This window comes from Mesorhizobium sp. M8A.F.Ca.ET.208.01.1.1 (assembly GCF_004791315.1).
Lineage (GTDB): Bacteria > Pseudomonadota > Alphaproteobacteria > Rhizobiales > Rhizobiaceae > Mesorhizobium.
In genome coordinates, this window is the sequence record NZ_SRUT01000004.1 from 205476 (window position 1) to 228507 (window position 23032).

Consider the following 23032-nt stretch of genomic DNA (forward strand, 5'->3'; position numbering starts at 1 on the left):
ATGGCCGCGATCGGCTGCGTTGCCGAACTCTGGCGCTATCCGGCGAGTTCGCTCGCCGGCGAGCGGCTGGAGGCGATCGCGGTCGGCACCGACAGTATCGAGGGCGACCGTATGTTCGGCCTCGTCGATACGTCGGACAACGAGATCGCCCGGCCCGATCGTGACGCCAAGTGGCACAAGGTGCCGCGCATCAGGACCCGGTTGAGCCATGATCGCGTCCTGGAAATCGCCGTTCCCGGCGGCGACTGGCTCAGCGCGCCAGGCCCCGAATGCGACCGCGCGGTGTCGAACTATCTTGGCTTTGCCGCCTCGATTCGACCGTTCGGCCGCGAGAACGCCCCGCCCGCCTATGCCGGCCCGCTGACGCAGGCGCGCTACAAGAAGGCGCCGATCCATCTCCTGACCACGGCCTCGCTGGCGCGGCTGAAGGCACTGCATCCCGATGGTGCCGCCGATCCGCGCCGCTTCCGCCCCAACATCGTCGTCGACATGGCTCCAGTCGACGGCTCGTTTCCCGAAACCGAATGGATCGGCCGCAAGCTCGCCATCGGCGACCTCGTCTTGACCATCTCCGAGCCGTGCCGCCGCTGCGGCTTCACCATCATTACCCAGGACGGTTTCGATAACGATCCCGGCATCCTGCGCAACCTGGTGCGTTACAACGCCCACAATCTCGGCGTCTATTGCACCGTCGACCAACCCGGCCGTGTCGATATCGGTGCGCCGATGCGTTTCGTGGCGGCATAGCCCCGTAGCGCGCCGCCCTGGTGCGATAGAGATGTGGCCCCCCTTCTTCACGCTGCCTGTAATACGCATGACAGAAAACCGCGCCATACAGCTGGCGCGGCTCGCCTTGCCGCTTCCGTCGTCCGCCAATTTCAGATCCCACCAATCGGAGTGCCTATGACTTCCCTGCCCATCCTTGGCGCGGCCATGACCCTGGACGACCTCGAGATCCACCGCGACTGGCTTTTCGAAAAGCAGCGTGACCTCGAATTGCAAAGCTTCGCCGAGGCCAGCGTTCTTAACGGCGACTGGGCACCGCTCGCCGCCCGCGCCAGAAAGCTTCTCGACGGCCACAAGGGGCGGCTCGGGATTCACGGACCTTTCTGGGGCTTCACCATCGCCTCGCAGGACCCCGATATCCGCGGCGTCGTCGGCAAACGCCTGCTGCAAGGTCTCGATGTCTGCGCCGCCGTCGGCGCGACGCACATGGTCGTCCATAGCCCCTACACGACCTGGTCCTACAACAACCTCGACAACAATCCCGGCGAGCGCGAAAAAATCACCGAGTACTGCCACCTGACACTGCGCGACGCCGTCAAGCGGGCCGAAGACATCGGCTGCACCATGGTGCTCGAAAACATTGAGGACAAGGATCCGCACATCCGCGTGGCCTTGGCCGACAGCTTCAAGTCGCCCGCGGTCGCGGTCTCCATCGACACCGGCCACGCCTACTATGCCCATGGCTCGACCGGCGCTCCGCCGGTGGACTACTTTGTGCGCGCCGCCGGCAACCGCCTGCAGCATGTCCATCTGCAGGATGCCGACGGCTACGCCGATCGTCATTGGAGCCTCGGCGAAGGCACGATCCAATGGCGTTCTATCTTTGCCGCGCTCGCCAGGCTCGAAAGCAATCCGCGCCTCATCATCGAGATCAGGGACAAGTCCCGGATACCGGCTTCGGCGGCCTATATCGCCTCGCTCGGCATCGCCGAATAAAGCCCGAGCTCGGCGCGCCGCGCTACCGGTAGAGATCCGCCCGCGTCGGCGGCAAGCCACTTGGACCCCGCGCGCGCTTTGTGGCGACGGTCTGGAATATCTGAGCCGAGGCGCGTTCGAAGGTGATGGAGCAACCGCTCAGGTAAAGCAGCCACAGCCGCGCCTTGGCTTCGCCGACCTCGGCGATCGCCTCGCCGAACCGCGCCTGCAGACGCTCGGCCCACAGCCTGCAGGTGCGGGCATAGTGCTCGCGCAAATTCTCGACATCGTAGACGAGGAAGCCGTGTGCTTCGAGATTGCCCAGCGTCATGCCGATCGTGTCCAGCTCGCCACCCGGGAAGATGTATTTGATCAGTGCCTTGTATTCCGGCCCCTTGCGCAGGGTCTTCTTGATGTCGCCCTTGCTGCGCCTTGTGATGGCGTGATGCAGATAGATGCCGCCCGGCTTCAGCAGCCGGTGGACGGCGGAGAAGTAGGCTGCATGGTTTGCCAGGCCTAGATGTTCGAACATACCGATGGACGATATCTTGTCGAAGGTGCCGGTCAGCTCCGCGTAGGACTTTATCTCGATGGTGATCTTGTCCTCCAGACCCTCGGCGCGAATGCGCTCGCGGGCTAGCGAGGTCTGGGCTTGCGACAGCGAAACGCCGTGTCCGACGACACCATAATTTTTCGCGGCGTGGATCAGCATCGCGCCCCAGCCGCAGCCGATATCGAGCAATCTTTCACCGGGTTTCAGCCGAAGCTTGCGGCAGATATGGTCGAGCTTGTCGACCTGCGCCTCGTCGATGCCGTTTGCGAAATCCTGGAAATACCCGCAGCTATAGACCATGCGCTCGTCGAGAAAGAGCCCATAGAAGGCATTCGAGATATCATAGTGATGCTGGATCGCCTCCTTGCTGGAGCCGCTGACGAACGGGTTGCGACCGGCGAGATCTACCCGCGACGTCATCTGCTTTCTCGAAAACAACACCGCCGGCAAGTCACGCAGAAGCGCCCGTTTCGGCAAAGTCTTCAGCTTCGGCCGCAGCTTGCCCGTCGAAGGCAGGGCATAGAAATCGAACAGCGATCCGTCTTCGATGTCGACTGCCTTGGAAATCCACATCTCGATAAGGGTCGACAGGGACGGTCGGCGAACGATCTGCCAGACAATGTCGTGGTCGTTGATGATCAGCACGGGGCCGGTGGCGGGGCCGATCCGCTCACCTGTCCACAGCCTGACCGCGAAGCTGGGTTTCACCGCCTCGACTACCGTTCTAACGATGCGCGCCGCTCTTTCGGTGGCGTCCATGTCCTTCCCCCGCGGTCGATGGCTCAATCTTGTCCGTTTAAGACCTGGATCGCAAGCCGGAGCATGCGGCGCCATCTTCCGGCAAGGACGCCTTTTTCAGCAGGGCACTTGTCATTTGCTGCAACGCACCCCATCATGAAGGTGTGTTCAACGAACTGAAAGGAGGTGATCCGATGTCGAGTGATTTCGTTTTCCAGAACGTGGCCTCAGCGGATTGCACTTTCGGGAAGCAGTCTTCCCGTTAAGGCGCGAGATGCGCGGCGGGTGACGTGAACGTCACCGCCATTGAGCCGCGCCATGGACGGAAACACGGAAGGCCGCCGGCTTCGAAAGAAGCGGCGGCCTTTTCCTTTTCGCGGATTATTGGGTCAGTATGACCTTTTCGGTGTTGCGGATGATTTCCTGAAAGGCATCGTCCAATTCACTTCCGGTGGACACCTCGAAATAATGTTTCTCGGTGGCGGAGGAGTCTTTCGACGAACAATCCTTTAGCACCGCCTTTGCCTGGTCCCGCTCGGTTGCCGACATGTCCTTATCGTTCAGGTCGAAGCCGATGGTGAAAATCTCGATGCCGTCATTTTTCATGTTGCCGCACAGCGTTTCAGCATTGCCGCGCGCAAGGTTACCCTGGCTGTTGTAGCTCCCGGCGGCACCCGCGAAGGCCGTATTGAACTGGCCATCGGTCATCAGGATTGCGACCTTGGCAATCTTCTTTCCATTGGCATTCGAAGCGCCGTTGCCGAGGCCGGCATTCTTGATCGCGCTGCGCCATTGCGGCGACAGCATATAATAGGTCCACTGAATGGCGATTGCGCCGGCTGTATAACCACCGGCCCGGAAGTCGTCGATCGAATCAAGCAATGCATCGGAATCCGCGGTCAGCGGGATCACTTGCGCGTCAGGACACCTGTTCATTCCTTCGCCGCCGAGATGATCATCCCGATTGACCAGGGCATAATATTTCTTGCCGTTCCTGTCTGTGCGAACAGTGTCTGGGCCGTCGGCGCTCAAATCCGCGTCGCCGTTTTTGTTCTTGCGCTCCGTAGCGCAATTATCCGGGCGCGGCATGGCCGCACCAACAATGGAGATGTAGTCGCTGAAGGACGGCAGCAGATTTTTGCCCGTCTTGGCAACCAGAAGCGAACTGCCGGCGACGGGTGGCAGCTCAGAACTCCCTTGCTTTTCGGCATAGACGTTCTCCGCCAGTTTGCCGGCGTTCACGCCAGATGCATAAGGCACAATCGCGACACGAACGCGGGGGTTCTTCGAGTCCTGGTTCTCGAGCATCGTCTGGACGGCATTTCGCGCAGCTGCTTTCAGGTCGCCGATCTTGTTGACGTTGCCCCGTTTGGCCATCGATCCCGTTATGTCGAGCATCATGGCCACCTCTATCTGCTTGTCGGAATAGAGCGCTGTGGTGGAAGCGCCGACGCGCTGCATGGCACCGGTGCTGAACAACGGGAAATAGAGGCCGACATCGACGTGGGCATCCGCCTGGACCGTATTGGCGGTCCTGTCGACGATCAGCTTGTCGAGCACGATCTGGCCGGCGTGCAGCATGCCCGCCGTGCTGTTGGCTTCCAGAAAAGCCTGCACGGATTTGTTGGCGTCGGCTTCCTTGATGGCACCGGTGGTCAGGTCACGCGCCGTCGATGTTACAGCCGCATCGACCACGCCCTGCAGGCTCGATTTGGCATTGTAGAGCTGGGTCACATTGACCGAAAAGCCCGCGACCAGCGCCAAGACCGAGGCGGCAAAGCCGAACAGGACCGCGAAATTTCCACCGCGATCCCTGGCCAACTCGCCGACCGCGTGAACAAGACCCCCGTAATTCCGCATCCAACAGCCTCCGCTTGCCTCGGCCTCGTCGCCGCGAACAGGGCAGTGCAGGATTCCAGCCGGATGACGCGGCGATCGGACCGCAGACCAGGAGTTCGCCAGCAAAACATTGTTTTTGTTGGATTTTCACAGCGCAGGAAGGTGAATGACCGGTAAACGTCGGACTGTATTCGCGCGCGCGTTTACCGGACGCTTACCATGCGAGACCAAAGACCTCGTGGGGTGTGCGGCGACGTCTTGTTGCGGAACAGCGTCTCTGTGCCGCAACGGGTCAACTGTACCAGGACAGCTGTGTTGAGATTCAGGTGAGGCAATTGCAGGCCGCCTCATCCGAATATCGACATGCCTAGGCCAGCATCTGTGCGCTGGCCGTCCTGTCGATACCGTGGTGGGGTGGATTGAACAGCCTGCCTTCCTGCTCGTAGGTCCATACCTTGAACAAGGTAAGCCGGTGCGGGCCGAAACTGTGCAGCAAGGGAACGTCGGTGGCATCGCGGCCGCGCGCGATGACGACGCGACCAATCCTGGGCCGGTTATGGCGCGGATCGAACGTGTACCACTTGCCGTCGAGGAATGCTTCCATCCAGGCTGAAAAATCCATCGGCGCCGGATCGGCCGGCACGCCGATGTCGCCGAGATAGCCGTTCACGTAGCGCGCCGGAATGTTCATGCAACGGCAAAGCGTGATCGCCAGATGGGCGAAGTCGCGGCACACTCCGACACGTTCCTCGTGCGCCTGCGCGGCGGTGCGAGTCGAACGCGCATAGCCGTAGCCGAAAGACAGCCGGTTGTGGACATAATCGACGATTGCCTGTACCCGCGCCCAGCCGGAGGGAAGATGGCCGAAAAGCTGCCAGGCGAGATTGCTCAAATGATCTGTCTCGCAATAGCGGCTGCCGAGGAGATAGCCGAGCACCTCGTCGGGCAATTCGGCGACCGGCATTTCCCTGGCCAGCGTATTGATCTCGTCCGTCTCGCCGCTGTCCTCGATCACCGCGTCGTAGAGGATGCGAAAGCCGCCGGCGGGGGCAGTGAAGCGGCGGCAGGCATTGCCGTGCAGGTCATGGTAGAGCCGAGTCGGCACCGAAGGCGACGTCAGCACCCGCGTCTGCCGCTTGATATCGGCCTGCCTGTCCCGGTGAATCTCGAGCAGCGAAATCACCGGCGTCGGCTCTGTGCATTCAATGGCGATTTCGTAGCCGAGCCGTATCAGCATCGCGTCCCCCTTCGATGGTCATGGAGATAGTGTGGCTGAAACGCGGTTGGGGGATGGTGGTTCCCTGGACCGTCCGAAAAGGCGTTCTCGCGCCTTTCCATGCCGGCGCCTGGAAGATACGGTTGCGCTCTTCCCCAAGGCACACCCCGCAATCCAAGGAAAATCATGTACCCAGGCAAGAAATTCGCCGCCTTTCTCTTTGACATGGACGGCACGCTCATCAATTCCATCGCCTCGGCGGAGCGGGTATGGAGTGATTGGGCACGACGTCACGGCCTCGACGTCGCCGCCTTCCTGCCGACCATCCATGGCGTGCGGGCGATCGAGACCATCACCGCCCTGGCGCTCCCGGGCGTCGATCCGACGCACGAAGCCGACCTGCTCCTGAAGGCGGAAGCGGCCGATCTGGATGGCATTCTCCAGATCGCCGGCGCCGTTGCGTTCCTCAATTCGCTGCCACCGGAGCGCTGGGCGATCGTAACCTCGGCGCCACGCTCGCTGGCGCTTGCACGCATGAAGGTCGCCGGCATTCCTGTCCCAGCGGTCCTCGTCGCGGCGGAGGATGTCTCCCGCGGCAAGCCGGCGCCCGATTGCTTCCAGCTCGGCGCGAGACGGCTTGGCTTCGACGCGCGCGATTGTCTGGTGTTCGAGGATGCGCCGGCCGGCATTGCGGCGGCCGAGGCGGCGGGCGCTTCGGTCATGGTGATCAACGCCACGCACCAGCACGCGCTGCAGACCCCGCATGCCGCGATATCGGCCTATGATATGGTCGGCCTCACGGTCGACGAGCAAGGCTGGCTGGCGCTCGAGCCACAGCGTAGTGCCGCTTAGTCTGGGCGCACCAGGTATGGCGAGATTCGCAGGCCGGCCTCAGCTGAGTATCGACACACCCTAAAAGTCGCTGGTCAGGCCTTTGATCTCCCAGTCGCCATAGCGGCCGGGCTCCTTGCCGCCACGGCCACCGATCTCTTTCGGCAGGGCGGCTTCCTGGGCGAGATAGTCGGTGCGTCGTGCGTCGGCTTCCGCCAACGCGCGGCGGGCGGCTGGCGTCAGATCTTTCCGCAACGCATTGCCATCGCCGGCGGGCGTTTTACTGGTTTCGTCGTTCATGCGATATTTCCCGCGGATTGAAACAGGAACAGGCGTTTCCCATCATATAGCGATGACCTCGCAAGGATCGACCCTTTTTCACCACCATCGCGACAGGAGCAGACGATGAACACCATTCGCACCGCCATGCTTCTCGCCGCCATGACGGCGCTGTTCATGGGCGTCGGCTTTTTGATCGGCGGCTCGGGCGGCATGATGGTCGCGCTGGTGGTCGCCGCCGGTACCAATCTGTTCAGCTATTGGAACGCCGACAAGATGGTGCTGTCGATGAACCGCGCCGTCGAGGTCGACGAGAAGAACGCGCCGGAATATTACGCCATCGTCCAGGCACTGGCCAAGCAGGCCGGGCTGCCGATGCCGAAAACCTATCTGATCGACAATCCGCAGCCGAATGCCTTTGCCACCGGCCGCAACCCGCAGAACGCGGCGGTGGCCGCCTCGACGGGCCTGTTGCAGCGGCTGACCCACGAAGAGGTCGCCGCCGTGATGGCGCATGAGCTCGCCCACGTCCAGCACCGCGACACGCTGACCATGACCATTGTCGCCACCTTTGCCGGTGCCATCTCGATGCTCGGCAATTTCGCCTTTTTCCTCGGCGGCAACCGCGAAAACAATCCGTTCGGCTTTGTCGGCGTGCTGGCGGCGATGATCGTGGCGCCCTTCGCGGCCATGATCGTGCAGATGGCGGTCAGCCGCACCCGCGAATATGAGGCCGACCGGCGCGGCGCCGAAATCTGTGGACACCCGCTGTGGCTGGCCTCCGCGCTTGACAAGATCGCCCGCGGGGCCGAACGCATTCCCAACCCCGACGCCGAGCGCAATCCGGCGATGGCGCATCTCTTCATCATCAACCCCCTGCATGGCGAGCGCATGGACAGTCTGTTCTCCACCCATCCGAGCACCGACAACCGCATCGCCGCGCTGCAGGCGATGGCGCGCGAAATGGGCGATGGCGCTACGCGGGCCACGCAGCGCCAGACACAGACGCCGCCGCGGGCGGACGAGCCGCAGGCGGCCGGACCGTGGGGCAAGCCGGCCGAACCGGAACAACAGGCCGAACCGGCCAGCCCGAAATCCAATCCGTGGGGCCGTAACCCGACCGGACCCAAGGGCCGGTGGTCGTGAGCGTGGCGGGCAGAGCACCTCGACGCACGGTTTCAGGCGATCAGGAACACAATGCCGGCGGCGAGTTCGTTGCCGGCCTTGCCGCGCGCAAGGCGGCGGCGCGGCTGCTGGCCGCCGTCATCGACGCCCGCACGCCGCTTGATGGCCTGACCGACCACGAGAACGGCCATCCGCAATACAAGGCGCTCGATTTGCGCGACCGTGGCCTGGTGCGCGCCATACTGGTCACCGCGCTGCGTTACCGCATGACCATATCGGGATTGCTGGCGCGGCGCCTGGAAAAGCCGCTGCCGCCCAACGCGACCGCCTTGTCGCACATACTGCATGTGGCGGCGGCCCAGATCCTGTTCCTCGACATTCCCGACAGCGCGGCCGTCGACCTCGCCGTGACGCACGCCAAGTCCGACCCCCGCACGCAGCGTTTTTCCGGCCTGGTCAACGGCGTGCTGCGCACGCTCGCGCGCGCCAAGGAGGCCGAACTTCCGGCAGTGCTTGCCGCCACCGACGAAGCGCCGAAATGGTTTTCCGACCGGCTGAAGGCGGCCTGCGGCGCCGAGAAGGCTGGGCAGATCCTGGCCGCCCATCGCCACGAGGCGCCGGTCGACTTCTCGGTCAAGGCCGATGCCGAACTCTGGGCCGAAAAGCTCGGCGGCATAGTCCTGCCAACCGGCACGGTGCGCGTGGAGAAGCTTGCCGGCCCTGTCACCGAACTGCCTGGCTTCGCCGAAGGCGCCTGGTGGGTCCAGGATGCGGCCGCCAGCTTGCCGGCAAGACTGTTCGGCGATGTCGGCGGATTGCGCATCGCCGATCTCTGCGCCGCGCCCGGCGGCAAGACAGCTCAGCTGATCCTGGCCGGCGCCAGGGTCACCGCCGTCGATACCTCGAAGAACCGGCTTGCGCGGCTGGAGCAGAACCTCGACCGCCTCGGACTGTCCGCCGAAATCGTCCAGGCAGACCTGCTCAAATACGAGCCGGCGGCGTTGTTCGACGCCGTGCTCCTCGACGCACCATGTTCCTCGACCGGCACGGTGCGGCGGCATCCCGACGTGCCGTGGACCAAGACGGCGGCGGACGTCGAAAAACTTGCCGACCTGCAGCGCAGGCTGCTCGCCCGCGCCGTCACGCTGGTCAGGCCCGGCGGCCGGATCATCTTTTCCAATTGCTCGCTCGACCCGCTCGAAGGTGAAGAACTGCATCGTTCCTTTCTCAAGGACACGGCTGTGGTCATTGACGATCCGCTGCATCAGGGCGAGATCGCCGGCATCGATTCGTTCCTGACGCAGCAAGGCACGCTGCGCACCACGCCCGCCGACCTCGACCTCGGCGCGCCGGAGCGCTCCGGTCTGGACGGCTTCTTCGCCGCGCGTATGCGCCGCGCCGGCTAAGCGTGTAACCGCCCGGATTTGTTGACTTTTTTAGGGCAAGTCAGGGTTAAGACCGGGTTAACTGGACCCGTTGCCAGGAATTCGCCTTCGCACGCTACGTTCAATCATGTAAACTTGTGCCGGGGTAGAGGACGACCAGGAGGGCTTTTGGCACTTGCTGCCGGCAACACGACGCGTCTGTGGACGCTGGTCGCGAAGGAGTTCTGGCGCAAGACACGCCGGCGCCTGCGCGCCGGGCCGGTCTATCGCTGGCGCTATTCCGGCCGCACGCCCGAACGCGTCCTGATCGCGCCGCCTGACCTGCGCCTCGCCGATCCGCAGATCGCACTCGAGATCTATTACGGCCGCTATCCCCTGTCTGGCCATCTGGTCGAGACCGGCGGCAAATCCCCTTTCCAGATCAATGTCGCCAATCACGGTTGGCAGAAGACCCTGCATGGCTTCCGCTGGCTGCGCCACATGCGCGCCGCCGGCACGGAGCTGGCCGCGGCAAACGCCCGCGCGCTCGTTTCCGACTGGATCACCATGCATGGCAGCCATATTTCGGGCATTGCCTGGGAGCCAGGCACGACGGCCAAACGCATCATCGCCTGGCTGCAGCATTCTTCCGTCGTGCTGCAGGGCGCCGAATTTCCCTTCTACCGGGCCTTCCTGAAATCGCTGGCGATGCAGATCCGCTATCTCAAGTCCATGGCGCGCGAAATGCCCGACGGCAAGGACCGGCTACGCGCTCGCATCGCGCTGGCATTCGCCGCACTGTCCCTGCCGGCGCCGGCCTCGGCGCTGCGCGGCGCCACCCGCAACCTCGCCGACGAACTCAATCGCCAGATTCTTGCCGACGGCGGCCATGTCTCGCGCAACCCGATGGCGGTGCTGGAAATCCTCGCCGACCTTCTGCCGCTGCGGCAGACCTATGCCAACCAGGCCGAAGCGCCGCCGCAGGCGCTGATCGGCGCCATCGACCGCATGCTGCCGGCGCTGCGCTTCTTCCGCCATCAGGACGGCAGCCTCGCCCGCTTCAACGGCATGGGCGCCACCATCCATGACCGCATCGCCACGATCCTGCGCCACGACGACACCGCCGGCTCGCCGCTGCTGCATGCGCCGCATTCGGGCTATGAGCGGCTGGCGATCGGTGGCACCACCGTCATCGCCGATACCGGCCTGCCGCCGCCGGTCGACGTGTCCAATGCAGCCCATGCCGGCTGCCTCGCCTTCGAACTGTCGTCCGGGCGCCAGCATTACATCGTCAATGCCGGCATCGACACCTACGGCGCCGCCGAGTTCAGGCCGCTGGCCCGCGCCACCGCCGCGCATTCGACAGCCACCATCAACGACACGTCTTCGGCGCGTTTCACCCATGCGCTGCGGGTCAACGACCAGTTGGGTTCACCGCTAATCGGCGGCCCGCAGCAAGTGCAGTGCAAACGCATCGACCAGAAGGGCGTCCACGGCTTCATCGCCCGTCATGATGGCTATCTCCAGCGTTTCGGCTTCCTGCATGAGCGTGAACTGAAACTCTCCTCGGACGGCAATGTGCTGGCGGGCCGGGACCGGTTCCAGCGACCTGGCAACGCCGCGGTCCGCAACAACGGCCGCGATTTCATCACCGTGCGTTTTCACATCCATCCGGACATCAATCTGCTGCAGGACGAACAGGAGCGGCTGATCCTGACCGCCGATCAGGCCGACATCTGGGTGTTCACCTCCAGCGAAGTGATGCCCGAGGTGGAGGAATCGATCTATTTCGCCGGTCTGGGCGGTCCACGCCGCAGCCGCCAGATCGTGCTCGCTTTCAGGGCGTCCGAAATTGCCGAAGTCCATTGGCAGCTGACGCGGACAAAGATCACCGGTTATCCCGAAAACAACTGAGCTTGCGGCGGCAATGGCATGCCGTGAAAAAGCGAACGCTTGATTTCCGGGCCTCATGTGCTACGGCGCGGGCTTGCTCCTCCAGACTTGAAAGGCCGCCAGCCCATGGCCGTTCCTGCCAAGAACATTCCCGCCCCCGACCTCGTTCCGGTCCGCCGCGCGCTGCTGTCTGTCTTCGACAAGACCGGCATGCTCGACTTTGCCAGGGCGCTGGCCGCGGCCGGCGTCGAGCTGGTCTCCACTGGCGGCACGGCAAAAGCGATCGCCGAGGCCGGCATGGTGGTACGCGACGTCTCCGAGCTCACCGGCTTTCCCGAGATCATGGACGGCCGCGTCAAGACGCTGCACCCGTCGGTGCACGGCGCGCTGCTAGGCGTGCGCGATGATCCCGAGCATGCATTGGCGATGCGCAAATATGGCATCGAGCCGATCGATCTCGTCGTCTCCAATCTTTATCCCTTCGAGGAAGTCCGCCGCTCCGGCGCCGACTACGCGGCGATTGTCGAGAATATCGACATTGGCGGCCCGGCGATGATCCGCGCCTCGGCCAAGAACCATGCCTACGTCGCCATCGTCACCGATCCCGGCGACTACGCCGCGGTGCTCAACGCGCTGGAGATGAACATCGGCTCGCTGTCGCTGGATTTCCGCAAGAAGCTGGCGGCCAAGGCCTTCGCCCGCACCGCCACCTATGACGCGGCAATCTCGGGCTGGTTCGCCGAGGCGCTGGAGATCGAGCATCCGACCTGGCGCGCCTTCGGCGGCAGGCTGGCCGAAGTCATGCGCTATGGCGAGAACCCGCATCAGGGCGCCGGCTTCTATGTCAATGGCGACAAGCGGCCGGGCGTCGCCACGGCGCGGCAGCTGCAAGGCAAGCAGCTATCCTACAACAACATCAACGACACCGACGCCGCCTTCGAACTGGCCGGCGAGTTCGACCCCAACCGCTCGGCCGCCGTCGCCATCATCAAGCACGCCAATCCCTGCGGCGTCGCAGAGGGCGCGTCGCTGAAGGCGGCCTACGCCAAGGCGCTCGCCTGCGACCCGGTCTCGGCCTTCGGCGGCATCGTCGCCTTGAACCGCACCCTCGACGCCGAGGCGGCGCAGGAAATCGTGAAAACCTTCACCGAGGTGATCATCGCGCCCGACGCCACCGACGAGGCCGCGGCAATCATCGCCGCCAAGAAGAATTTGCGCCTGCTGGTCACCGGCGGCCTGCCCGATCCGCGTACAGCAGGCACGACGGTCAAGTCCGTCGCCGGCGGCCTGCTCGTCCAGGGCCGAGACAACGCCGTGGTCGACGACCTCGAACTGAGGGTGGTGACGAAGCGCGCGCCGACGCCAGCGGAAATGGCCGACCTCAAATTCGCCTTCCGCGTCGCCAAGCACGTCAAGTCGAACGCCATCGTCTATGCCAGGGACGGCGCCACTGTCGGCATCGGCGCCGGCCAGATGAGCCGCGTCGATTCCTCACGCATCGCCGCCCGCAAGGCGCTCGACGCGGCGGAGGCCGCCGGGGTGACTGAGCCGCTGACCAGGGGCTCGGTGGTCGCTTCGGACGCCTTCTTCCCCTTCGCCGACGGCCTGCTGTCGGCCATCGAGGCCGGTGCCACGGCCGTGATCCAGCCGGGCGGTTCGATGCGCGACGACGACGTCATCGCCGCCGCGGATGAACATGGCATCGCCATGGTGTTCACAGGCGTGCGGCATTTCCGGCATTGAGCTGCTGCACGGCGCCGAGATGCTTCAAGAATTCGCGGAGCGGACATTCAAGTCCGTGAGCACCGGAAGCACAGAAAATCGCGGCAGGCGGCCAGTGGGGTGAATTATCGAAGCATCTCTACTCAACCGGCCGATCCGCCGGATATGGCGTTCCAACCAGGATCGCCATGCCGATGCCGAGGAACAGGATGATCGCGGCCATGCCGAGCCGTGGCGAATCGCTGAGCGTGGTGATGGTCGCCACCATGAACGGCGCCAGGAAGCTGGTGGCCCGCCCGGCCAGCGCGTAGATGCCGAAATAGCGCCCGGATTCGGCCGCGGTGACGCTGCGCGCCATGTAGGAGCGCGACGAGGCCTGCACCGGACCGAAGGCGAGGCCGATCAGCAAGCCGTACAGGATGTAGGCCTTTTCCGCGGCCGTGCCGAACAGCCCGCCTGAATCGGCGGTCGACAGCGGTATAAGGCCGAGCAGTGTGAAGCCCGGTCCGGTCGAGACGACGCCGACGGTGGCGACCGAAAGCATGACCAGCGCAACCATCACGACGTGCTTCGAGCCGAGCGCGGTATCGAGCCGCGCCGCGATCCAGCAGCCGAAGATGGCGACGACGTTGAGGATGATGCCGAACAGGCCGATCTCGGTGATCGACCAGTGGAACATGCCGGCCGCGAACGTGCCGCCCAGCGCCAGCAGCGCGTTGACGCCGTCCTGATAGATCATCCGCGCCGCGAGGAAGCGCAGGATGCCGCTGCGGTTGCGCACTTCGGCGAGTGTCGACTTGAGTTCCGACAGGCCCTCGCGCACCGCCGGCCCGATCGGGATGCCCTTGACGGCGTCGGGCGTGAAGAAAAACATCGGCAGGATGAACAGGAAATACCAGCCGGCCGACATCGGTCCGGTGAAGCGCGCGTCCTCGCCAAGCTTCGGATCGAGCCCGAACAGCGGGTCGATGCCGATAAGCGTCTTGCCGGTCTCCAGATTGCCTGCCAAGAACAGGACGACGAAGATCAGCGCGATCATACCGCCAAGATAGCCAAGTCCCCAGGCCATGTTGGAGATCCTGCCGATCTCGGCCTTCGGCACCAGGCGCGGCATCATGGAATCGTTGAACACGGTCGAGAACTCGGCCGCCACCGAAGCCAGCGAGAACAACAGCACGACCAGGAACAGGTTCGAACCGGGCGCGGCGAACCACAGCAGGGTGAGGCTGACGATCTTGATCGTCGCGAAGAAGGCGATCCACGGCTTGCGCGGCCCGGTCTGGTCGGCGATCGAACCGAGGATGGGCGACAGGATCGCGATGACCAGCCCCGCCGCGGCGATACCATAACCCCAGGCCGCCTGTCCGGCGGTCGGGTCGCTCGCCATGCGCGAGACGAAATACGGTCCGAAAATGAAGGTGGTGACGACGGTGAAGAACGGCTGCGCCGCCCAGTCGAAGAACATCCACCCCCAGATGCCGCGCCCCGACGCCCGCTGCACTGTCTCTACCGCCGCCATGCTGATTCCCCCGGCCCGCCCGCGTCGGGCGTCATGTCTGCATGTTTTTCATGGGCATGCAAACTGGCAAATGTTCGTGCCGCCCCTCACCTGCCTGCCGGCATCCTCTCCCCGTATAGAGACGGGGAGAGGGGCGCCGTCACTGCGGATTTCGCCAATCACCAGCGTCCCAAAAGAAGGCGCCGAGGCCGCGGCCAGCCCTTTCTCCCCGTCACTATGCGGGGAGAAATGCCCGGCAGGGCAATGAGGGGCGGCGCCGGCGTTTCGGAGATGCTCACATCCCCGTCAGATCGCTCATCAGTCCCGACGCGACCGACAGCCGGGACACGGTGATGTCGCCGCCTTCGGTCAACGCCTGCAGCCGTTCGCGGATGCGCGCCACCCGCTCGCCGCCCGCTTCCAGCCAGGCCGCCACCGGATCGGCCGCCTTGGCATGGCCGGTGAGCGCGGCGACCGCGATGCCGCGTCGAGCCGCGCCGATCGTGTCGGTGGCGCGGGACAGAGCGAGTTGATCATAATAGTCCGATGGCGTGATCGAGCGCGCCGCATCCTCGACGCGTGGGATGCGGAAGGCATCGCTGACGGCGAAGAACGCCTTGGCGGCCGCGACGATATCGGCACCGGCGGTGCGCGCCGTCAGCGCGATGTCGGGAATGAGCTCCGCCGCCTCGCTCATCGCCAGCTGCTCGGCGAGCTTTTCCGGAGCGCCCGCCTTGAACAGCCCGTGCCGCTTCTCCTCGATCCGCTCGCGCGAAAAAGCCGGCAGCAGCGATACCAGTTTGGGCTCCAGCGCCTTGCGTGCATCCTGCAGTTCGGCGATGCGTTGGCCAAGCGATGCCGTGCCGGCATCGTTCTTCAGATACCAGCCGCTGCTCATATAGATAAGCCGGCTCACCATCTGGTAGAGATCGAGCTGCACCTGGCCGTCGATCTGGTTATCCAGCGCGTCGATCTCGCGATAGAGCGCCGGCAGCGCAAAGCCGTCGCGCACCAAGGCGAAGGTGCGCACCACGTCGGCGGCGGTGCGCCCCGTCGCTTCCTGCAGCCGGTTGACGAAGGATGGGCCGCCGCGATTGACCAGATCGTTGGCGAGTACTCGGGCGATGATCTCGCGGCGCAGCCGGTGGCCATGAATCTCGGAAGCGTATTTCTTCGCCATCCGGTCCGGGAAATAGCCCATCAGGTCGCGGTCGAAATGCGCATCATCCGGCACGTCGCTGGCGACGATGTCGGAAAACAGCACGATCTTGGCATAGGCGAGCAGCACGCCGAGTTCGGCCCGGGTCAGCGGCTCGCCGCGCGCCTCGCGCTCGGCAAGGGCCGCCGGCGACGGCAGCGTCTCGACCACGCGGTCGAGCAGGCCACGCGCCTCCAGCGCGGTCATGAAGCGGCTTTGATGCGCGATGTCGGCGAGGCCGCGCTTGCGGGCGATCGAAAGCGCCAGCGTCTGCTGGTAGTTGTTGGACAACACCAGGCCGCCGACCTCGTCGGTCATCTCGGCCAGCAGCTTGTTGCGCGCCGGGCGCGTCAGCGATCCCTTGCGCATGGCCGACGCCAGCGCGATCTTGATGTTGACCTCGACGTCGGAGCAGTTGACGCCGCCCGAATTGTCGATAGCGTCGGAATTGCAGCGGCCGCCATTCATGCCGAACTCGATGCGTGCCCGCTGGGTGACGCCGAGATTGGCACCCTCGCCGATCACCTTGGCGCGGACGTCGAGCGCCGTGATGCGGATGGCATCGTTGGCGCGGTCGCCGACCTCGGCATTGGTTTCGGTCGATGCCCTGAGATAGGTGCCGATGCCGCCGAACCACAGGAGATCGACGGGCGCCTTGAGGATGGCGGTCATGATCTCGACCGGCGTGGCGGTCGTCTTGGCGAGGCCGATCGCGGTCGCCGCGGCAGCCGGCAAGGTGATCGACTTCTGGCTGCGCGAGACGATGACGCCGCCTTCCGACAGCTTGGTCTTGTCATAGTCCTGCCAGCTCGAACGCGGCAACGCGAACATCCGCTCGCGCTCGGCCATCGAGGCAGCCATGTCAGGATCGGGATCGATGAAGATGTCGCGATGGTCGAAGGCTGCGATCAGCCGCGTCTTCGGCGACAACAGCATGCCGTTGCCGAACACGTCGCCCGACATGTCGCCGACACCGACGACGGTGAAGGACGAGGTCTGGATGTCGCGGTTCATCTCGCGGAAATGCCGCTTGACCGCTTCCCAGGCGCCCTTGGCGGTGATGCCCATCTTCTTGTGGTCGTAGCCGGCCGAACCGCCGCTGGCGAAGGCATCATCGAGCCAGAAGCCATGCTTTTCCGAGATGGCGTTGGCGGTGTCGGAGAAGGTTGCCGTGCCCTTGTCGGCGGCGACGACGAAATAGGGATCGTCCTGGTCGCGGCGCACGACACCGGCCGGCGGAATGACACCGTCCAGCCCGATATTGTCGGTGATCGACAAAAGGCTGGAGACGAAGTTCTTGTAGGCGGAGGTGCCGGCCTCGAAGATGGCGTCGCGTCCGGCGCTCATCGGCAGTTTCTTGGGATAGAAGCCGCCCTTGGCACCGACCGGCACGATGACGGCGTTCTTGACCTGCTGCGCCTTGACCAGGCCGAGCACTTCGGTGCGGTAGTCCTGGGCCCGGTCCGACCAGCGCAGGCCGCCGCGTGCGACCGGGCCGAAGCGCAGATGCAGGCCTTCGACCTCGGAACCGTAGACGAAGATTTCCCGCCATGGCCGCGGCGCCGGCAATCCCTCGACCGCTTGCGACTCGAGCTTGATCGCCAGCGACTGGCCTTTCTCTTTCGTATCGGCAACGAAATGATTGGTGCGCAGCGAGGCTTCGATCAGGTTCAGGTAGCGCCGTATGATCGTGTCGTCGTCGATATTGGGGACATCTTCGAGCGCATCCTTGATCTTGGCCTTGAGGTGCTTGGCCGCCACCACGCCTTCCGTTTCCGCCGTCGGGCCGAGGCGGGCGATGAACAGGTCATGCAGGCCGCGCGCGATTTCGGGATAGCGGTTGAGGGCGGCGGCGATGAAATCCTGGCTCTGCGGAATGCCGACCTGCTGCAAATAGCGGCCATAGGCGCGCAGGATGGTAATCTCGCCCGACCACAGGCCGGCGGTTTGCGCAAGGCCATTATAGCCGTCATTGTCGACGTCGCCGCGCCACACCGACAGGAACGCGTCCTCGAACAGCGCGCCGCCATCGGCGAGGTCTATTCGCGCGCCGTAGCTGTTCTCCAGCTCCATGTCGTGGATGAAGACCATCCCGGAGGCTTGGTCGCCGACTGCGAAAGTCCGCTCGCTGATGACGCGGAAGCCGATGTTCTCCAGCACCGGAACGCGCCGCGACAACGCCACCGGACTGCCATGGTGATAGATTTTCAGCGCCGCCTGCTGCGGTTTCTGCCCGGTATGGCGGTAATAGTCGATGGCGATCGGATTGCTGGCGCTGATCTTGGCGATGCGCCCGGCATCGGCCAGCGCCACCGCCGCGCTGAACGAATCCCGGTAGCTTTCCGGCAGCCGCGCGGCGATGGCTTTCAACGCCGGGTCGCTGCCGTCGGCTTCGGCCGCATCGGCAAGCGCATCTTCCCAGGTGCGCACGATGTCGCGTATCGCCGCTTCGATCGTCGCCTGCTCGACCTTCGGCGTCTTGCCGCCGGAGCGGCCGATGATGAAGTGCACACGCGCCAGCCCACCTTCCGGGAAGGCCGGGTAATAGGCCGACAGCCGGCCCTCGAACACGGTTTTCAGATAGGCGCCGATCTTCTCGCGCACGACGCTGTCGTAACGGTCGCGCGGCACGAAGACGAGGATCGATACGAAACGGTCGAACTGGTCGGCACGCACCAGCGCCCGCACGCGTGGCCGCTCGATCAGGCCGAGAATGGCAGCGGCATGCTTGCGCAGGATCGGCACCGGCACCTGGAACAGCTCGTCGCGCGGATAGCTTTCCAGCACGTTGATCAGCGCCTTGCCGGAGTGATCGTGCCGGTCGAAGCCCGACTTGGCGATGATGGTTTCGGCCTTGGACCTGAGATACGGGATCTTCATCACCGAGCGCGTGTAGGCGGTCGAGGTGAACAGGCCGACGATGCGCAGTTCGCCCGCCAAGGTGCCCTTGGCGGTGTAGGTCTTGACGCCGATATAGTCGAGATAGATGCGCCGGTGCACCAAGGACTTGGCATTGGCCTTGGTGACGATCAGCGGCTCCGGCCCATGTAGGAAAGCGCGGATTTCCGGTGTCGTCGTCACTGCCTCGGTGCCGCGCCTCAGCACCAGCACGTCCGGGTCGGTCAGGATGCCGAGGCCGGGTTTTTCGGAGCGCTCCAGATTGCCGCTTTCCTCGCCGCCGGTGTACTTGAATTCACGCATGCCGAGGAAGGTGAAATTGTCGTCGCGCAGCCACTCCAGGAAGGCGATGGCCTCGGCGACGCTCTTCTTGTCGAGCGGCACCGCAGAATAGCGGAATTCGGAGATGGCCTGATCGAGCCGGGCGAGCATCGGCCGCCAGTCGTTGACCGCGGCGTGGACCTGGCCAAGCATCTTGCGCAACCGCTCGGTCAAGCCATTTGCCTGTTCTGACGTCAACCGGGGAATGTGCACATGGATCACGCTCAGCCGGTCGTGGCTGCCGTCGTCCTTGGCGAAATTGCCGTCGCCGAGGATTTCGTCCACACCCGTTTTGCCATGGCGAACCGTGATCACCGGATGGGTGACCAGGGTCGGTCCCCCTGATGTCTCCGTGACTTCGCCGAGGATGGAATCGAACAGGAACGGCATGTTGTCGTTGACGACCGTGATGACCGTCACCGGGCGGCCTTCGCGAACGACGCCCGAATCGGCTTCGACGGCGACGACGCACTCACCCTTTTTGTGGCCGGCGACCGCCTTGCCGGCGAGATCGGCGGCGCGCTCGAGGTCGGCCACGTCATAGGCGGCGATATCCTCAGCCGGCGCGCGGGCGAGCAGATAGTCGGCAAGCCTGGCCGGTCTGTCCTCCGTCTTCGCCGCAGTTGCCTTCTTCTTCGACTTAGCTGCGGACTTCACGCTGGCCATGACGCTTCTTCCCTCCCGTCGCATGCTTTTGCGACTATGGTAGCAGATGACCGCTGTTTGGCGACAAAGGTTTGACGGCTTGCCAAGAATTATCGGAATTCGGCGGCTAGGCATCGCCTGACGAGGAGAAATGATCCATGACCGGCAAAATCACCGCGCTTGACCTGGGCTCGGCAGAGCCGAGCGAACCGACAAAAACCTATTTCGCCAAATGCGAGGAGAAGCTCGGCCTCGTCCCCAACGTGCTCAGGGCCTATGCCTTCGACGACAAGAAGCTGCGCGCCTTTACCGACATGTACAATGATTTGATGCTGGGCGAATCCGGCCTGTCGAAACTGGAACGCGAGATGATCGCCGTCGCCGTCTCCTCCATCAACCACTGCGACTATTGCCTGACCGCGCATGGCGCGGCGGTGCGCCAGCTCTCGGGCGACCCCTTGCTCGGCGAGACGATGGTGATGAATTTCCGCGCCGCCGACCTTTCGCCGAAGCAAACGGCGATGCTCGAATTCGCCGTCAAGCTGACCGAGGAACCGGCCAGGATCGTCGAGGCCGACCGCGCGGCGCTGCGCCAGGCAGGCTTCAGCGACCGCGACATCTGGGACATCGCGTCGACCGCGGCCTTCTTCAACATGTCGAACCGCGTCGCGGCGGCAATCGACATGCGGCCCAACGACGAATACCACGCCATGGCGCGATAGGGCCACGCGCGCTGCACCGTCAGTCCTGCTCTCATCAAGCGTTGACAGGCGAATGCAGCCAGTTAGTTTTCCGGGAAACAAAATTTCCGAGGGGTGAAACTTCGTGCCCGAGGCTAACGCTTCGAGAATGGGAGCCCTTATGCTTGAGCGAATTGCCAAACCCCGGATTTTTCTCTGCGCCCTGACCATGACGCTGGCGCTCGCCACCCCACCCGCTCATGCCTTCGAGGCAGCGACCACCTATCAGCCCATTTTCGAGACCGCGGCAGCCAAGACAGTAACGTTGACCGGGCATGACCTGACTATCGATCAGGTCATCGACATCGCCCGCAACGGCGCCAAGGTCGAGCTTAGCCCGGAAGCGCTGCAGCGCTCGGCGGATGCCTATGGCCTGCTGCTCGAGGGTGCGGCCGAAGGTATCACGATCTACTGGTTCAACCGTGGCGCCGGCGATCAGCGCGAAACGGTGATCTTCTCCGGCGATCCGACGACGCCGGAAAACAGCAAGCTCCTCAAGGAGCAGCAGCTCGCCCGCTTCAAGGGCGGGGTCAACAGAGGCTACGGGCCGGAACTGCAGGAAGAAGCGCTGGTGCGCGCGATCATGGCGATCCGCGCCAACACCATGTCCTACGAAGCCGCCAGCCCGCAGCTGACGCATATGCTTGTCGACATGCTGAACAAGCGGGTGACGCCGGTGGTGCAATCGCGCGGCACGCTCGGCGAAGGCGACCTCGCGACACTCGGCAATATCGGCGCGACGATGGTCGGCGAGGGCGAGGCCTATTTCAACGGCACACGCATGCCCGCCTCCCAGGCCCTCTCCCAGGCCGGCCTGAAGCCGCTCGAACCCTTCGCCGCCGACCAGGCCGCGCTGATCAGCACCAATGCCTATGCCCAGGCGCAAGCCGTGCTCTTGCTCGAGGACGCGCGAAAACTTCTGGAATGGACCGACCTCAGCTACGCCATGGGGCTCAACGGCATGAACTCCAGCGTGACGCCGATATCGGTGCCGGTGCAATCCATGCGGCCTTACCCGTGGCTGACATGGGACGCGGCGAGGATCATGGACATGATCAAGGGCAGCTATCTCTTCGACGAGGATCCGGCCCGCATCATCCAGGACCCGGAAAGCATGCGCGCCTCCAGCCAGCGCCAGGGCTCGGCCTGGCATGCCTGGGCGGATCTGCGCCAATCCGTGCTGCTTTCGATCAATTCGTCGGATCACAATCCGGCCATCCTGCCGGGCCTGACGCCGCAGAGCTCGCCGGAGCTGAGCACGCCGCAATTCATGAAATATTACATCAAGGGCGGGCCGCTGAGTAACGGCAAGTCCGGCTATATCTTCTCCAACGCCAACTGGGATCCCTATCCCATGGCCAATCAGGTCGAGGCTTTCACCATCTCGCTGACCAATCTTGGCGTCGCGGTGGCGCAGCGCATCGAGCGCTTCCGCAACCCCTTCTTCACCGTGGTCAAGCCGGCCGATGTGCTGAAGCCCGAAGAGCGCAAGGACATCCCGACCTTCGACGGTTATCTGCCGACCGATCTCTGGCAGGAGCTGGCCGACCTCGGCACCCCGGTGACGCCGAACGGCCAGGCGATCGTCGCCACCGTCGAGGACTTGGAAGCGCAAACCCGCATCAAGACGCAACGCGCCCGCGAGGCGGTCGACGTGTCGTTCCACCTGCTGGCGCAGGACCTGTTGACGGCAAGCTATTGGATGGAAATCCGCAAGGCGCAGAACCCGCAGCGGAAATTCGGCGCAGCGCCAACCGCGGCACTCGAGGCGCTGCGCCAGGTAATCCCCTGGCATCAGGCGGCATCGGAACGGCAAAAGCGGCCGCTCGGCATGGTCGCCTACGATTTCATGCAGGAGAACCCGGCTTCGAAATTCTATTCCGGCGGGCCGCTGGCCCCGAAGAGTGCTTCACTTCCGACGGCCGGCGTTCTGCCCAACTGATGAAGCTTGCCGCAAGGCGGTATTCCAGGAGCCGGCGCGCCACCCTTCAGAATGGCAGGAGGGCGCAAGGCGATCACCTCGCGGCAGCACGAATATCAGCGATTGGGTATTTTCGTCGCCCACTCGTCATTTTGGTCTGATGATCGGCATGCGGCATGACCGCGTGCCGGTTCGATGCCGCTCATCAAGGGAGGAGAACATGGCGAAGTTTCTCTACGTCTATCACGGCTCCGGCAAGATGCCGACGAGCGACTCCGAGCGAAAGGCGATGACCGACGCCTGGACAGACTGGTTCGGAAAACTCGGCTCGGCCGTGGTCGAGCGCGGCAATCCTGTCGGCATGTCGAAGACGGTGCTGCCCGGCGGCAAGGTCGAAAACAATGGCGGCAGCAACCCGACCGGCGGCTACTCGATCATCGAGGCCAGGGATATCGACGAAGCCGCCGAGAAGGCCAAGGGCTGCCCGATGCTGGCCATGCCAAACTGCAACGTCGAGATCGCACCCATCATCAACATGATGGGCTGACGG

General features: G+C 64.1%; 16 protein-coding genes. 10 read left to right on the plus strand and 6 right to left on the minus strand.

Going from position 1 to position 23032, the window contains the following annotated elements; genetic code table 11:
- Together EN851_RS20480 and EN851_RS20485 are read left to right on the plus strand one after the other, a co-directional pair.
- On the plus strand, positions 1-747 hold the full coding sequence (locus EN851_RS20480; protein WP_135929938.1) for an MOSC domain-containing protein: 747 nt from the start codon (positions 1-3) through the stop codon (positions 745-747).
- Between the two features lie 156 nt (positions 748-903).
- Entirely contained in the window at positions 904-1722 is an 819-nt protein-coding gene (locus tag EN851_RS20485) for a sugar phosphate isomerase/epimerase family protein (RefSeq protein ID WP_135929939.1), read from the plus strand.
- A gap of 22 nt (positions 1723-1744) precedes the next feature.
- Here the strand turns inward: EN851_RS20485 and EN851_RS20490 are convergent, their stop codons facing one another.
- The 3 genes from EN851_RS20490 to EN851_RS20500 form a co-directional block, all read right to left on the minus strand.
- Positions 1745-3013: a cyclopropane-fatty-acyl-phospholipid synthase family protein gene (locus EN851_RS20490; protein ID WP_135863311.1), complete on the minus strand. Its 1269-nt coding sequence runs from the start codon at positions 3011-3013 to the stop codon at positions 1745-1747.
- 360 nt (positions 3014-3373) lie between these two features.
- Entirely contained in the window at positions 3374-4852 is a 1479-nt protein-coding gene (locus tag EN851_RS20495) for a pilus assembly protein (protein WP_135929940.1), read from the minus strand.
- A gap of 346 nt (positions 4853-5198) precedes the next feature.
- On the minus strand, positions 5199-6068 hold the full coding sequence (locus tag EN851_RS20500) for a transglutaminase family protein (protein WP_127277740.1): 870 nt from the start codon (positions 6066-6068) through the stop codon (positions 5199-5201).
- A gap of 165 nt (positions 6069-6233) precedes the next feature.
- On the opposite strand from EN851_RS20500, the gene EN851_RS20505 reads away from it, so the two are divergent.
- Positions 6234-6899 carry an HAD-IA family hydrolase gene (locus EN851_RS20505; protein ID WP_127277741.1) on the plus strand — a complete coding sequence of 222 codons (666 nt, stop codon included), beginning with the start codon at positions 6234-6236 and terminating at the stop codon, positions 6897-6899.
- A gap of 60 nt (positions 6900-6959) precedes the next feature.
- Here the strand turns inward: EN851_RS20505 and EN851_RS20510 are convergent, their stop codons facing one another.
- Positions 6960-7178: a DUF1674 domain-containing protein gene (locus EN851_RS20510; protein WP_135929941.1), complete on the minus strand. Its 219-nt coding sequence runs from the start codon at positions 7176-7178 to the stop codon at positions 6960-6962.
- Between the two features lie 105 nt (positions 7179-7283).
- Here EN851_RS20510 and htpX point away from each other — a divergent pair, with 105 nt between their 5' ends.
- The 4 genes from htpX (at position 7284) to purH (ending at position 13282) form a co-directional block, all read left to right on the plus strand.
- Entirely contained in the window at positions 7284-8303 is a 1020-nt protein-coding gene (htpX, locus tag EN851_RS20515; protein WP_135916624.1) for a zinc metalloprotease HtpX, read from the plus strand.
- Positions 8300-9688 carry an RsmB/NOP family class I SAM-dependent RNA methyltransferase gene (locus EN851_RS20520; RefSeq protein ID WP_189521902.1) on the plus strand — a complete coding sequence of 463 codons (1389 nt, stop codon included), beginning with the start codon at positions 8300-8302 and terminating at the stop codon, positions 9686-9688. The genes htpX and EN851_RS20520 overlap by 4 nt, the downstream gene beginning before the upstream one ends.
- A gap of 147 nt (positions 9689-9835) precedes the next feature.
- Complete coding sequence (locus EN851_RS20525; RefSeq protein ID WP_135929943.1) at positions 9836-11560, plus strand: heparinase II/III family protein; 1725 nt, start codon at positions 9836-9838, stop codon at positions 11558-11560.
- Positions 11561-11665: 105 nt separating this feature from the next.
- The gene (gene purH / locus EN851_RS20530) at positions 11666-13282 is read left to right on the plus strand and encodes a bifunctional phosphoribosylaminoimidazolecarboxamide formyltransferase/IMP cyclohydrolase (RefSeq protein ID WP_135929944.1); all 1617 of its coding nucleotides are present in this window, start codon (positions 11666-11668) and stop codon (positions 13280-13282) included.
- A 118-nt stretch (positions 13283-13400) separates the two neighbouring features.
- Here purH and EN851_RS20535 read toward each other — a convergent pair whose 3' ends face one another.
- Complete coding sequence (locus tag EN851_RS20535) at positions 13401-14780, minus strand: MFS transporter (protein WP_135929945.1); 1380 nt, start codon at positions 14778-14780, stop codon at positions 13401-13403.
- A gap of 274 nt (positions 14781-15054) precedes the next feature.
- Positions 15055-19842 carry an NAD-glutamate dehydrogenase gene (locus EN851_RS20545; protein WP_135929946.1) on the minus strand — a complete coding sequence of 1596 codons (4788 nt, stop codon included), beginning with the start codon at positions 19840-19842 and terminating at the stop codon, positions 15055-15057.
- A gap of 137 nt (positions 19843-19979) precedes the next feature.
- Here EN851_RS20545 and EN851_RS20550 point away from each other — a divergent pair, with 137 nt between their 5' ends.
- The 3 genes from EN851_RS20550 (at position 19980) to EN851_RS20560 (ending at position 23029) form a co-directional block, all read left to right on the plus strand.
- Positions 19980-20543: a peroxidase-related enzyme gene (locus EN851_RS20550; RefSeq protein WP_135929947.1), complete on the plus strand. Its 564-nt coding sequence runs from the start codon at positions 19980-19982 to the stop codon at positions 20541-20543.
- A gap of 139 nt (positions 20544-20682) precedes the next feature.
- The gene (locus EN851_RS20555) at positions 20683-22503 is read left to right on the plus strand and encodes an aromatic amino acid ammonia-lyase (RefSeq protein ID WP_135929948.1); all 1821 of its coding nucleotides are present in this window, start codon (positions 20683-20685) and stop codon (positions 22501-22503) included.
- 199 nt (positions 22504-22702) lie between these two features.
- Entirely contained in the window at positions 22703-23029 is a 327-nt protein-coding gene (locus EN851_RS20560) for a YciI family protein (protein WP_127278718.1), read from the plus strand.
- Positions 23030-23032 lie beyond the last annotated feature (3 nt).

Bases quoted from the DNA above. Each gene is read 5' to 3' on its own strand.
- EN851_RS20480 (WP_135929938.1), top strand. From the start codon at position 1: ATGGCCGCGATCGGCTGCGTTGCCGAACTCTGGCGCTATCCGGCGAGT.
- EN851_RS20485 (WP_135929939.1), top strand. From the start codon at position 904: ATGACTTCCCTGCCCATCCTTGGCGCGGCCATGACCCTGGACGACCTC.
- EN851_RS20490 (WP_135863311.1), bottom strand. From the start codon at position 3,013: ATGGACGCCACCGAAAGAGCGGCGCGCATCGTTAGAACGGTAGTCGAG.
- EN851_RS20495 (WP_135929940.1), bottom strand. From the start codon at position 4,852: ATGCGGAATTACGGGGGTCTTGTTCACGCGGTCGGCGAGTTGGCCAGG.
- EN851_RS20500 (WP_127277740.1), bottom strand. From the start codon at position 6,068: ATGCTGATACGGCTCGGCTACGAAATCGCCATTGAATGCACAGAGCCG.
- EN851_RS20505 (WP_127277741.1), top strand. From the start codon at position 6,234: ATGTACCCAGGCAAGAAATTCGCCGCCTTTCTCTTTGACATGGACGGC.
- EN851_RS20510 (WP_135929941.1), bottom strand. From the start codon at position 7,178: ATGAACGACGAAACCAGTAAAACGCCCGCCGGCGATGGCAATGCGTTG.
- htpX (WP_135916624.1), top strand. From the start codon at position 7,284: ATGAACACCATTCGCACCGCCATGCTTCTCGCCGCCATGACGGCGCTG.
- purH (WP_135929944.1), top strand. From the start codon at position 11,666: ATGGCCGTTCCTGCCAAGAACATTCCCGCCCCCGACCTCGTTCCGGTC.
- EN851_RS20535 (WP_135929945.1), bottom strand. From the start codon at position 14,780: ATGGCGGCGGTAGAGACAGTGCAGCGGGCGTCGGGGCGCGGCATCTGG.
- EN851_RS20545 (WP_135929946.1), bottom strand. From the start codon at position 19,842: ATGGCCAGCGTGAAGTCCGCAGCTAAGTCGAAGAAGAAGGCAACTGCG.
- EN851_RS20550 (WP_135929947.1), top strand. From the start codon at position 19,980: ATGACCGGCAAAATCACCGCGCTTGACCTGGGCTCGGCAGAGCCGAGC.
- EN851_RS20555 (WP_135929948.1), top strand. From the start codon at position 20,683: ATGCTTGAGCGAATTGCCAAACCCCGGATTTTTCTCTGCGCCCTGACC.
- EN851_RS20560 (WP_127278718.1), top strand. From the start codon at position 22,703: ATGGCGAAGTTTCTCTACGTCTATCACGGCTCCGGCAAGATGCCGACG.